Annotated in this window: 12 protein-coding genes; 2 read left to right on the top strand and 10 right to left on the bottom strand. The window is 39.1% G+C overall.

The window, feature by feature from the left end; translation table 11 throughout:
- Positions 1–160: 160 nt before the first annotated feature.
- Together NXS00_RS02275 and NXS00_RS02280 are read right to left on the bottom strand one after the other, a co-directional pair.
- Entirely contained in the window at positions 161–1,825 is a 1,665-nt protein-coding gene (locus tag NXS00_RS02275) for an SLC5/6 family protein (RefSeq protein ID WP_258097493.1), read from the bottom strand.
- A complete protein-coding gene (locus NXS00_RS02280) occupies positions 1,822–2,292 on the bottom strand; it encodes a DUF2061 domain-containing protein (RefSeq protein WP_258097494.1) in 471 nt (156 codons plus the stop codon). The genes NXS00_RS02275 and NXS00_RS02280 overlap by 4 nt, the downstream gene beginning before the upstream one ends.
- Positions 2,293–2,516: 224 nt before the next feature.
- On the opposite strand from NXS00_RS02280, the gene NXS00_RS02285 reads away from it, so the two are divergent.
- Positions 2,517–3,473 carry a calcium/sodium antiporter gene (locus tag NXS00_RS02285; protein ID WP_308708286.1) on the top strand — a complete coding sequence of 319 codons (957 nt, stop codon included), beginning with the start codon at positions 2,517–2,519 and terminating at the stop codon, positions 3,471–3,473.
- Position 3,474: 1 nt separating this feature from the next.
- Here NXS00_RS02285 and NXS00_RS02290 read toward each other — a convergent pair whose 3' ends face one another.
- Entirely contained in the window at positions 3,475–4,266 is a 792-nt protein-coding gene (locus NXS00_RS02290; RefSeq protein ID WP_258097495.1) for a J domain-containing protein, read from the bottom strand.
- Positions 4,267–4,365: 99 nt separating this feature from the next.
- Here NXS00_RS02290 and NXS00_RS02295 point away from each other — a divergent pair, with 99 nt between their 5' ends.
- Positions 4,366–5,721 carry a M24 family metallopeptidase gene (locus tag NXS00_RS02295; protein WP_258097496.1) on the top strand — a complete coding sequence of 452 codons (1,356 nt, stop codon included), beginning with the start codon at positions 4,366–4,368 and terminating at the stop codon, positions 5,719–5,721.
- A 2-nt stretch (positions 5,722–5,723) separates the two neighbouring features.
- Here the strand turns inward: NXS00_RS02295 and NXS00_RS02300 are convergent, their stop codons facing one another.
- From NXS00_RS02300 to NXS00_RS02330, 7 genes are read right to left on the bottom strand one after another with little or no spacing between them, the layout of a single operon-like run.
- Positions 5,724–6,512: an MBL fold metallo-hydrolase gene (locus NXS00_RS02300; RefSeq protein ID WP_258097497.1), complete on the bottom strand. Its 789-nt coding sequence runs from the start codon at positions 6,510–6,512 to the stop codon at positions 5,724–5,726.
- Complete coding sequence (locus NXS00_RS02305) at positions 6,509–8,170, bottom strand: hypothetical protein (protein WP_258097498.1); 1,662 nt, start codon at positions 8,168–8,170, stop codon at positions 6,509–6,511. The genes NXS00_RS02300 and NXS00_RS02305 overlap by 4 nt, the downstream gene beginning before the upstream one ends.
- Complete coding sequence (locus NXS00_RS02310; protein WP_258097499.1) at positions 8,157–9,326, bottom strand: adenylate/guanylate cyclase domain-containing protein; 1,170 nt, start codon at positions 9,324–9,326, stop codon at positions 8,157–8,159. The genes NXS00_RS02305 and NXS00_RS02310 overlap by 14 nt, the downstream gene beginning before the upstream one ends.
- Positions 9,323–10,957, bottom strand: coding sequence for an ATP-binding protein (locus NXS00_RS02315; protein WP_258097500.1), 1,635 nt, complete (start codon positions 10,955–10,957; stop codon positions 9,323–9,325). The genes NXS00_RS02310 and NXS00_RS02315 overlap by 4 nt, the downstream gene beginning before the upstream one ends.
- A gap of 15 nt (positions 10,958–10,972) precedes the next feature.
- Entirely contained in the window at positions 10,973–11,518 is a 546-nt protein-coding gene (locus NXS00_RS02320) for a heme NO-binding domain-containing protein (RefSeq protein WP_258097501.1), read from the bottom strand.
- 1 nt (position 11,519) lies between these two features.
- The gene (locus NXS00_RS02325; protein ID WP_258097502.1) at positions 11,520–11,921 is read right to left on the bottom strand and encodes a response regulator; all 402 of its coding nucleotides are present in this window, start codon (positions 11,919–11,921) and stop codon (positions 11,520–11,522) included.
- A complete protein-coding gene (locus NXS00_RS02330) occupies positions 11,918–12,925 on the bottom strand; it encodes a sensor histidine kinase (RefSeq protein WP_258097503.1) in 1,008 nt (335 codons plus the stop codon). The genes NXS00_RS02325 and NXS00_RS02330 overlap by 4 nt, the downstream gene beginning before the upstream one ends.
- Between the last annotated feature and the right edge of the window lie 68 nt (positions 12,926–12,993).

Below are 12,993 nucleotides of genomic sequence, written 5' to 3' on the forward strand. Positions count from 1 at the left end.
TCGTCATTATTCAATAGAATATTTCGCTTGCTGTTCTGAAGTATTCTATTGAATAATCCGGGTTTAATGTTCTTTCTCATCTGCTTTTATGACTTTCGAGAAAAAATAGACCGTGGCAGCAATCACTCCTATCTGAATGATCAACATCCATATTAAAGGTTCAGTGTTCATGTATTTGACTATGTTTTTTTGATGCTTTATAAACCAATAAGGCAATAAAGGCGAATAAACCGGTTAACACTATTCTAGCTCCATTTCTTAGCCAGAGTTCTTTTTGCACATGATTAACCACTTCCTGATCTGTAGAAACTGCAATTTGCGTTCTCAATTCCCATTGTGCTAATTGTCCAATTAATGAGGAGCTATCAAATTCCCAACCATACCCTTGACTCAAAAGAGAAAAAGCTTCTATCCAATCATTATTAACCGGTGTAAATATGGCACCCAACAGAACAGCTATCAACAACACAGGGGTAACATACTTTATAATAAAACGATATATAGAAGGAATTTTTATTTGGGCTCCCATGGTGATTTCAGCCCAACCTCTCTGTAATCCAAAAACCCAAGAGAAAAGAATCATTTCTGCCAGTGCGAACACCACCAAAGTGATGGTTCCCACCCAGTAATCGTATTCTTCAAACACACCATAATGGTAAAACAGAACACATGGCAAGCCTAACAGCAATGTTAACAATCCAAATGAATAAGCACCTTTTCGCTGATTCCAACCATATTCGTCTCTCATGAAGCTCATCCATGGTGTACCCATAGCCAGCGACGATGTGATTCCTGCAAAAAACAACAAACCGAACCACAACACTCCGGCTATTGCCGCCAGCAAGGTTCCCCATTGAGCGAAGAGATATGGCATCGTCTGGAATGCTATTCCAAAACCAATATTTGCTTTTACCCAATCCAATCCCAGGTAACCAGCTGCCAAAGGAACCACTATTAAGCTTCCTAAAACAATCTCTACAAATTCGTTAGTAAACCCTGCGGAGACAGCATTGAGGGCAATATCATCTTTGGGTTTGATGTACGCTGCATAACAATGAATAGTCCCCATACCTACTGAAAGTGTGAAAAATACCTGTCCCGCCGCTGCTAACCATACCCTAGGCTTCCAGATAGAATCATATTGTGGAGTAAACAAGTAATTGAGACCATCCCAAGCATTGGCTTCTGGGAACAAGGCTGAGGCTGCTGTGGCACCCAGTATCAATGACTTCAGTGCCAAAAAAGCTCCAAACAAAATAAGCAGAGGCATTCCCACTTTGGCTATGGTTTCTATCCCTTTCAATCCTTTGCTGAGAATAAAACTGTTGAGCAGAATACACATTACGAAAAACACCACCGCTTCAAAAGGAATGCCAAAATCAGTGGTTTGAAAATTAATGAACCGATCAAAAAACAGCACCAACTCATTTTGGGACAGATTTAAAAATGACCCTTTGATCGAATGGAAAAAGTAGGAAAGTGTCCATGTCTCTATGTAACAATAGTAAGCAGCTACACCGATGTTCGTAAATATTCCAAACACACCTATGTATGCCCAAAAAGTACGTTTTCCTAATGTTTGTAGGATAAAGGGCGAACTATGGTGACCGTGTCTTCCTCCTAACCTACCCATAGACCATTCTACCCACAGTAGAGGTATACCCATGAGCAAAAAACAAACCAGATAAGGAATCAAAAAAGCACCACCACCATTTTGCACAGCTTGCACTGGAAATCGCAAGAAGTTACCCAAGCCAACGGAGTTTCCAGCCATGGCAAGTATCAGACCAAGTCTGGAGCCCCATGCCTCTTTTGTCGTACTCATGGTTTGTGTATATCCGTTATTGGAAGTAGTTGTGAGTCCACTGACGGTTTATCCGCTACTGTAGAACGACCCCATTTGAATCGGGCCCAAATTCTTTCATGTAGATAATACAATGCAATTTTGGTAAATAACTCTAATCCGCCAATTGAAACTGCAGTATTAAACTGTCCAGTGTAGAAATATGCTAATGCAATAGTATCTAGTGTCCCAATTGTTCTCCAGCTAATACTCTTGGTTAAACTCCTGAAATGAGTAGGTCCCGCAACAGTCCTTCCCCATGTAAATTGGTTCCAAATTCTCTCGTGCAAGTAATAAAGGATTGTTTTCGTCAGTAACTCGGTAAAGCCAATGGAAATAGCCAAAACCAAATGTCCCGAAATAATGGCTGATAAAACAATAGTGTCAATGGTGCCTATAACTCTCCAGGAAACAGCTTTGGTTATGCTGCGAACACTCGAATCTTTCATGAAATGCTGGTATGATATGATTGATTAAACTCTGTCTTTCGACGCACAGACGTATCCAAAGTGTCTTATGACTAACAGATTTATTTTTTGGACATCAATCAATTCTCAATTAGTTCATAGAAACTTTTGATAGAACGAAACAATTTCTGAATCAACATGCAGGAAAATTGGGTAAACAAACTAGATTTAAACGTTTTGAATAATTACCCTAACCCAAAGAAATTGTGGTCTATATCCTATTCGTAATTGGATTTGTGCTTTTGATCAAAGGAGCAGATTTTTTAGTGGAAGGTGCTTCCTCCATCGCCAAGCGTAATAGAATAACTGAAATCGTCATTGGATTAACGATCGTATCATTTGGCACTAGCATGCCAGAATTGATTGTAAACTTATTAGCCAGTTTTGATGGTAGCTCAGAACTTGCCATTGGCAATGTATTAGGAAGCAATATTGCCAATGTACTACTTATATTAGGTGTAGCAGCCTTGATAAAACCCCTACCCATTCATAAGAGCATTTATTTTACAGAACTACCCATTTCACTTTTCGCCACGGTATTGCTCGGTTTTTTGGCCAATGCAGACTTATTTGTAGACGTTAAAGGACTCACTCTTAGCCGATATGATGGCACCATTTTGCTATTCTTTTTTGGTCTTTTTATGACCTATATCTATGTAGTCGCTCAGTCAAAAGATGAGATTGACGAAGCAGATCAAACCAATATGCTACCTAGAACCAAATCAATTCTATACATCATTGGGGGGTCTATCGGACTATTTATAGGTGGAAAATGGGTGGTTGATGGCGCATTTGAAATCGCCTTATTCTTCGGACTGTCAGAAACATTCATCGGGCTCACGGTAGTGGCTGTGGGCACTTCACTTCCCGAGTTAGTTACATCAGCCGTAGCAGCTCGAAAAGGTCAATCCGATATGGCCGTTGGAAATGTAGTAGGCTCCAACATATTCAATATCCTATGGATTTTGGGGATTAGCTCTATTATACGGCCTCTTCCTTTTGACATCATCTCCAATTCAGACATTTTGATGGTCATTGCTTCAAGTACTTTGCTGATACTAGCCATTGTAGTTGGAAGAAAAGCGAGTATCGGAAGAACAATGGGCGCCATTTTTATTATGGTCTATATCGCTTACCTGGTTTATCTGGTGATGAGAGGATAATCTAATAAACCACAATAAACGCAATCAAAAACATTACGATAAACACAGGCAGTAGACCTAGTGTGAGCATCATGTCTGAGTAGTCTTTAGAATAGATTAGCGCTACACAAAGAAAGATCAGAACAAAAGCAAAGGAGTTACCAAATTGAAATAATGTTCCTCTAATAGCATAAGCAGACTGATCCACAAATCCCAATTTGGTACGCATACCAAACAGACCTGAACGGTAAATTATGGCCTTCTGAGCTTGTGTATTGACATAATCGTTATACATTTTTCCGGACACGAGCAATTGAGTACCATTAAAATTGACACGTGTATCACCCCACTTATCCAGGATGACTTTTTCCACGGTGATCTCTCGCTGACCTCCAGAAACGAAATGATCGTAAGTAAACAACAACCCGATAATTAAAAACAAATAGGCAAAATTTCGTTGATACTTATAAAACATGACTTTCATGTGAAAACGCTTTTGCCACAGCTCCTCATCGCGTTTCCTTCGCCATTTCACATATTCTCGCCTCCGCTGTTCTCGCTCATCTACTACTGGCTCTGCCTTTGGAGGAGTATAACCCGTTGATGCTCCTACAGACAACTGCCAATCATAGGTAGCCCGGGCATTCGGATCACTGAGCACTTCATAAGCCAACGTAATCTGTGTAATTTTCTCAGCAGCAAGTGCAGATGGGTTTACATCTGGATGATAAATTTTCACTAAACGCCGATAACTGCGCTTAATTTCGTCAAAACTGGCTCCCTGATGGACTTCTAATGTATCGTAGTGGTTCAAAATGGCAACTGATTAAATCCAAATATATAACCATCTATCATAATTGACCTATTCTAAAGCCATCGAGTCTGTATATTTATTGCAGACTAATTCAATCTTATGAAATCTATTTTCCTGTCCCTGAGTTTTATTATTGGAGCGATTGTTCTTCCTGCACAAAACCCTTATTTCCCAAAAACACTCTCAATGGAAGAACGAGCCGAGGTAATTGACCGATGGATGGAAGAACGTGTACAAACCGTACTTCCAGAATTGATGAAGCGTACAGGAATTGATATGTGGATCATTGTAGCACGTGAGTACAACGAAGATCCAGTCATCAAAACAATGCTCCCGGCTACCTGGCAAAGTGCTCGTAGAACAACCATTCTCGTCATATTTGATCCTGGTAACAGTCAGCCATTGGAAACTATGGCCATGGCACGATATGGTGTTGGGAAAACTTTTCAAAAAGTATGGGACAAGGAGCAACAACCAGATCAATGGAAGGCACTGGCAGAACTCATCAAAGACAAGAACCCAAAGAAAATAGGGATTAATAAGTCCAAAACATTTGCGCTGGCAGATGGTATTTCGAGCACCCATTATGATCAGTTGATGGAATCATTACCTTCCTCTTTTCAGAAGCGTGTAGTAAGTGCCGAAAACCTGGCAATAGGTTGGCTGGAAACTCGTACTCCATCCGAAATGATGGTCTATCAAAACATTGTACGAATGGCACATCAGATCATTGCCGAAGGTTTTTCAGAACAAGTTATACAACCCGGCATTACTACCACAGATGATGTGGTATGGTGGTACAGAGACCGTATTCGTGAGCTTGGATTCACTGCATGGTTTCACCCAAGTGTGTCAATACAACGAAAGGACCCAGAAAGCTTTGAACACCTTAGAGCGTTTTCTGATAGACCTGAAGACCAGGTGATTATTCCTGGTGATTTACTCCATGTAGATTTTGGAATCACCTACCTGAGACTCAACACAGACACGCAGCAGCACGCTTATGTGCTAAAGCCAGATGAAAAGAAAGCTCCTGATTTCCTCGAACAAGCATTTGAATCCGGCAATCAATTACAGGACATTTTCACAACCAACTTTAAGACTGGCATGACAGGAAATGAAATACTAGCCAAATCTTTGAGCGATGCTAAAAATACTGGATTGAAGCCCACCATATACACCCACCCTATTGGATATCACGGACATGCAGCGGGACCAACTATTGGCTTATGGGATCAGCAAGATGGTGTACCTGGAGCAGGTGATTACCCGCTATATCCTTACACCGCCTATTCCATTGAATTAAATAACGCGGTATTCATTGAGCAGTGGAACAAAGAAATACGCATTATGCTAGAAGAAGACGCCTTTTTCGATGGTAATAAAGTTGAATACATTGATGGAAGGCAAGTTGAGTTAATGCTTATCCCTAGAACTCTTGCTCCTAACAAATAAAATTATAACTCAATAGACAGACCTTCTCTAGCCAATTGAGAGTTTCTAAAAACTCCCTGACACTGTTTTTCTAAATCTAATAGGAAAGTATCATCATGGTCTGGGTGGTGATGAGTTAATATCAAATGTCCAACATTAGCTTCTGTAGCAAACATCATAGCTCTACCAGCACAAGTATGTCCCCATCCCTGGTATTTTAAATATTGATCGCTGGTGTAATGTGCATCATGAACCAATACATCTACTCCTTTACAAAACTCAACGTAATGAAATCTGTTTTCCTCTGTCAGTTCATGATCTACCAAATAAGCCATTTGTTTACCAGAAGGAGCAGTTATTTTAAAACCATGGCATCCGCCCGGATGATTGAGCTCTACCGGCACTATCATTGGATCATCTAACACACTGTACTCTAACTTGGAGCCCATCTGTTCAAATCCTATTGGAAAGAACTCTGGATCCATCTGTTTGCGCAATGCTTTCGGCAAAGTATCCAGCTTAGATGATGAAAATACAGATAATTCTATTGTTCGTGATTTGTCGTACAAAGGTCTAAAAAATGGCAAACCTTGAATATGGTCCCAATGAAAATGAGTGAATACAAAATGGAGATGACTGTATGCACTTAAATCTTCATGACCTAAATGATATAATCCAGTACCCGCATCAATGATTAGCAATTTGCCATCCCCATTATCTATGGATACACAGGATGTGTTACCTCCAAATTGTTTGAAAGCATCTCCCGTTGCGGGTATTGAGCCTCTTGTCCCATGAAACTTAACAATCATAAGGAAACGAATTTACTAGCCTTCACTTTATTTTCACCACGATCATATACTGATTGTATAAATTGACTCAAAAATGTCTTGTAAAAATCCTTGAGATGCTTCTTATACGGCGTATAATAGATGTTCTTATCCCCTCTATCAGTATATTCCCAGAATGTCTCTTTTGTCTGAGCCAGGAACTGACAATCTCTCTTGATTAAGTCAATGACTTCCTTGCTTTCAAAGTACCGCAAGTCATCAACAATATCATCAATTAGCTGCTGCACAAAAACTTCCTCTTTCTGATCTACATAATAGAGGATTAGCGCAATTTTCACACTTCTAGCCATATTTTTACGGACTCTATCTAAGTGTGCATCCTGATCAATATCTGGTTCAAGATTGGCATAAATTTTCAATAATTGCACCTGAAACCGCTCTTCATAACCTTTATCGTGAACAGCTATCAATATTCTTTGTATTTCACTAGCAAAGGCATCAATAAGAAATATGAATTGACTCTCCTGCAAGCTGAGCTTATAGATCTCCGTTCCATAATATGTGAGATACTCGCACGATTTGATCAGAAATTTCTCTTGTCGTGTTTCCACAAAATGCATAATCAACTGCGTATAATGGAACACAGAATTGTAAACGTGACGAATGTCCTTTGTCTGCGTGGCATACTTGATTCCAAACCTTAGCAAGGTGTTGAATTGCATTAACGTCAAATCAGTGACTATGGGATTTCTAGACGCCGTAGCTGCATATCCAATCTTCGTCAATTCATTGGCACACTGCGATGCCAGGTCATGATGTCCTCCATCCATTAGGTGACTGTAGATTCCAGAATATATTCGAAATATCTTATGCTCATAAATGGTTTTGTCCTGTGCGATTTGATCAAACTTATCGGACAATGTTCTAAAGGATATATCTAGCTGAGCTCCTTCAGAAAGGGTGAAAAATGAAGTATTGATCCTATTTTTATTATGGATATAATGAGTCAGCAACTCACCTAGTATGCTGATAATTTGACTCTTAGGCTCCTTGTAATGAATAAATCCGTGTTGATCATCTAGTTGATTGATGGTATCAAACAACTCCAATTGAAGAGCTTCAATTTTTTTTACACTATTTGCTCGAAACAGGCGATTTTGAACAATCCTGTGACGAACATAAATGGTATCAATAAGACTGGAAGTCTTAGTATAACTCAAAATATAGAAAGTATAAGGGATAGCATTCAGAATCGCTACAGGAAGCAACACATAAGAATTAAGAAAAAGGATATTGTTCCAAAAAACCGACTCCACTGTCAAATTGAGCTGCAAGTACACTCCTTCCATTGCTGCCAAAGTAATAGCGCTGGTATAATACAAGCTTGGGTAATCCCCGAGATAGTAATCGATAAGCTTGGGATTGCTCTGAGATGCAATTGATATGACGATTATAAGCGTTCCAAGTACTATGCTTAGCAAGGTAAGCCAGATTTCTGGCGCAAAATCAACGATAAAAGATGTCGTATCTACATAAGAATTAAAGTAATCAATCAAGTCTACTTTAACTAAACCCACGATAAGATGCATCAGTAACATTGCAGTAATGATTACCAATACCACTATCAAGAGCTTGTATAGAGTCTCTCTCTTTAGGATATATTTTCTATAATCTGCCATTGACAAAATACATTTCTAAATCCTCCATATTCTTGACAGCAAGTTTCCCTCTGTTTTCACAAGAAAACTCCTCCTTGATTAAATTATAGGTGCTAGCTGAGATGTTAATTCTCCCTGGCGCTCCAGCCGACTCCATTCTGCTGGCAATATTTACTGTTTGACCCCAGACATCATAGGTGAATTTTTTAGACCCAATTACTCCTGCTATCAATTCGCCAGTATGCACTCCTATACGCAATTCCCATGAGTCAATGAATTGATGTACTTTTTTGAGTTCTTTGATTCTCTCCAGTATCTCAACACATGCATGAACCACATCAACTGCGTTGGTCTGGTTAGGAACAGGAATTCCTCCTCCGAACATGTATCCATCACCCATGGTCTTAATTTTTTCCAGACCATACTCTCCGATTACCAAATCAATTTCTTTAAATATCTGATTGAGTTGATCAATGATTTCTTGAGGTTGTAAATCTTTAGTATGAAGTGTAAAACCAACAATGTCCATAAAGGCTATGGTGGCTTGATTAAAATGTCTAGGTTGTACGGATCCGGTTTCTTTCAATTCCTGGACCACTTCCGCTGGTAAAATATTATGCAATAACTCTTCGGTCTTTTGCATTTGATTTTCCAGATCCATTGTTCGTTGTTGAACTTTCTGCTCAAGATTCTGATTCAGAATCAACAATTGATCACGTTGTGCTTCAATTTCTTTGGACTTGCTAAAAGAAACCAGTGCTTCTCTTACTGTTAGATTCAAATCCATGTTATCCCAAGGCTTGGCAATATATCTATAGAGCCCAGCCTTGTTAATCACATTGATGATATCGTCTTTCTGTGCTTGTCCTGTCAGCAAAATCCTAATGGAGGACGGGGATCGTTGAGAAACCTGAATAAGAAACTCATCACCCTTCATTCCCGGCATAATCTGGTCAGAAATAATCACATGTGGAAATACTCCATCTTCGTCAATCAAATCTTCAATAATCTCCAGACCTTCGTCACCGCTTTCGGCGATTTCCACCAAACAGTTCCCATCGAAATATTTCATTAATTGAACTTTCAAACTATCCAGTATTATCCGTTCATCATCCACACATAGAATGATTGGTTTTATCTGAACTTTTTCTTCTGTATGAAGTGTCTCTGTCATCATTCGCTCTGATTTTCTATTCCAGCGGGAGTGTCGGCAAAATCATGCTCTGCTCTGACCAATCCTGGAAGAGTTATGGTTAAAGTCGTCTTGCCTGGTTCACTTTCCAGATCGATCTCCCCACCATGTTGTTCAATAATTCGTTTTACTAATGCTAATCCAAGTCCTGTGCCTTGCCCACCTTTTTTAGTTGTGAAAAAAGGATCAAATACTTTATCCTGTATTTCTAAAGGAATTCCAGGCCCATTGTCTTGAATGGTGATAAATAGTACATCGTCAAAGTAGCTTATCTGTATATCCAAAATGCCTTTGTTCTCCATGGCCTGCAAGGAGTTATGGATGAGGTTAATCCAAACTTGATTTAACTCATCAGCATAGGCGTTGACGATTAATGTATTTGCAGCGAAGTTCTTTCTCACTTCCACTCCTTGTTTAATCGAATTTCGGTTGAGCGTTAGAACGTTATCAATGCTTTCCACCAAATTGATTTCTCTCTTTTCGTGAAATGCCTGATCACTTATATAAGTCTTGAGAGCAGATACTATTTTATCAACCTTGGCCACTGAGGTTTTAATGTTTTTAGCCATGTTGTTTTGCACTGCCATATCTCTCAACCGGGAAACTACAGCAATGGTATCTGCTTCCTGGAATAACGCATAATATGGCTTTAGATCCTGGAAATAACCCATATCACGCATTGAAGAAGCTATAAAAGCAGCCTCTGGAATCTGATCTTCTTCAAGCGTATTTTTCATTTGTCGGCTGAACTGCCTCTCTTCACGAGAACTGAAATAAACCTCCGTATCGCAGATTTTGGCGACCAACTCATTAAATAGTGCTCTTCTTTCACATGAAAGATTTTGTACTACTGTACCTCCAGAACCATCCATGTCATCCAAGAACAGTTTATGAATAAGTTCAATAGACGCCTTAATCGCCCCAATTGGAGTATTGATTTCGTGGGCGATACCCGCGACCAACTGACCTAGTGCTGCTAATTTTTCTGACTCTACTAACTGATTTTGGGTTGTTTTTAATTTTTCAATGGCTGCGCTCAGCTCCTCATTACTTTCTTCAAGTTCTTTAGTTCTATATTTGACTCGCCATTCCAGGTCTTCATTAATTTCTTCCAGATATACCCTTACTTCTGTAAGCTCTGCATGCTGCTCTTCTAGTGTCTGATTTCGTTCTTTTAGCTTATCACTAAATTTTTGAATCTCCTTATTGGAACGCTCATACTCATTCAGTAGAAATACACCCTCCGTATAGTAATCATGAAGTGGAAAATCCATCAAATTCAATGGCGACTCTCTTAAATCTTTGATCTCGGCAATTAGTGGGGTGCCTACGAATATATACACCTCCTCTTCTGATAAAATAAACTGCCCTTTTAGTTTTAAGGCTGATGATTTAATGGTTACGAAGTAGAGCATCTCCTCTCTCAGTTTTATCCCATTTGAATCAGAGTTCAATCCATTTTTTTTGATCTCAAAATATTCTTCGAAACAACTACCTGAGCGAATTTCGGGACATAATTTTCCCATAGAATCTCCCCATTCAATGATTTCCTTTTGATCATTGACTACTACGTAGAACGGGTTTAATCTATTTATTGCGCTGTTTGATAGTTTCATTGGCTTAAAGTCTTTCTACAGAAAATTTATCTGGAATACATCATGATCAGTCTCATTGGACTTTTTGATAAGATGTATTATTTCACATGGCTCATTGAATTTATTACTTAGTGCTGCCAATATGCCTTTCACTAAAGGAGCCATTCCTTCACGATTGGAATAATAATGCAGGTTGATTTGACTATCACTGATTACCTTAGTATCAAATGTTGGTGGGTCAATATTCGGAAGTATACATCCTATCTTAAAATGAAGATGATTCAGGTTATGCATGAACTCTTTCATGGACTTCCCAAACATTTCAAATACCATGCTGTAACCTTCGCTTTCTGTGTACTCTACCCAATACCTACCGATAGATTCTATTAAACAACTTGGTTCTACTCCCAATACTTCAGAAGTAGTCTCGATCAAACGATAAGAATGTGAATCTTCTGTAAACTTCATAGAGACAAAGACGTCATCCTCAACCTTTGATTTATAACAAATCTCCTCCCAGGTATACTTACCGTATTCCTTTAGTATGAATTTTTTTACAGCTCTATTGATCAATCCATTCATATCAACTAGTAATCTCTAATCCACTCTTAATTACTCCAATCAGCTCTTCTTTTTCCCAGGGCTTCTTGATCACTTTGTACAGATTCGCTTCATTGAAAGCACGCTCTAAAGCTTGTTCTTCGGCTTGTCCTGTCAGCATGACTTTGACAATCTCAGGGAAGCGTTGGTGAACCCCAATAAGAAACTCATCTCCCTTCATTCCTGGCATTAACCAATCTGAAACAATGATCAATACGCGCACACCATCTTCCACCATTTCTTCAATCACCTCCATGCCTTCATCTGCACTTTCAGCAACCTCAATTGTAAACTCACCATTAAACTCACGAGATATCTGAGTTTTAAGACTATCCAGGATTATACGTTCGTCATCAATACATAAAATCGCTTTTTCGGTGCTCATACTTGTTGGTGGTTAGGAAATTGAATAATGAATTTGGTTCCTTCAGAGCTTGTCTCAAACGTGATGGAGCCTGAATACTTTTCTACTATATTTTTTACAATATCCAATCCAAGTCCTGTCCCTTCACCTTGCGGTTTAGTGGTAAAATATGGCTCAAATATTTTTTGTTGAATGTCATCAGGTATTCCAGTTCCTGAATCCTGAATACTAACTATGATATGTTCTTGGGTAGTGTTAACGGCAATTGATAGTGTACCAACACCATTCATTGCATGTATGCCATTATGAATCAGGTTGGTCCAAACCTGCATGATTTCACTGGCATTACATTTAAAAAACACTGGCTGACTGGTATAATCCTTCTCAGTGATAATTCCCTGCTTAAGCTTGCTCTTATATAAAATGAGAACCGTCTCAATGTTATCTCTCAGGTCAATGGTCTGTTTCTCATCTTCTTTATCGTTTCTGGAGAAGCTCTTAATGGCTCCTGTGATATTCTTGATTTTGTCCACTGCCAAAATGATGTTATCAATGGTTTTGGCTTGTTTGATAATTGATAAAGCAGTGTGAATCAATTCTGGACTTTTGGGATGCGAAAACAATTGGCCAAATGCATCTATCCCTTCAGTAAACCCTACATCCACAAACTGATCTGCCCAGGAAGCCGCGTACATTTCATTGTATTTGGCTAATTGCAGTGTCATCTCCTTTCGCTTGGCTCGTATCTCTCTCGTCGATAGCGTTTTGTTGAATGCTGAAGCTTCTCGTATTAAATCGAATAGTATAACTGCTAAATCCTGGTCCTTTACATCCAAAGACTGAGGCAATGCTTCCATGCAAGACAGATATGACTCGCTAAGTGACTGAATAGAAGCATTAAGAGCACCGAGAGGTGTATTTATCTCATGTGCTATTCCTGCAAGTAATCGCCCCATCAAGAGCAATTTTTCTTTACCTAAGTCAATTTCCTCCTCTAAAGACCTGTTATCGTTGTATTCTGACATTTCAAAATGATATTACATGACCAAAATACGCACCTAATACCCTTATCAGATTTACATTTCGTCAATAC

The organism is Marinoscillum pacificum, from assembly GCF_024714495.1.
GTDB lineage: Bacteria > Bacteroidota > Bacteroidia > Cytophagales > Cyclobacteriaceae > Marinoscillum > Marinoscillum pacificum.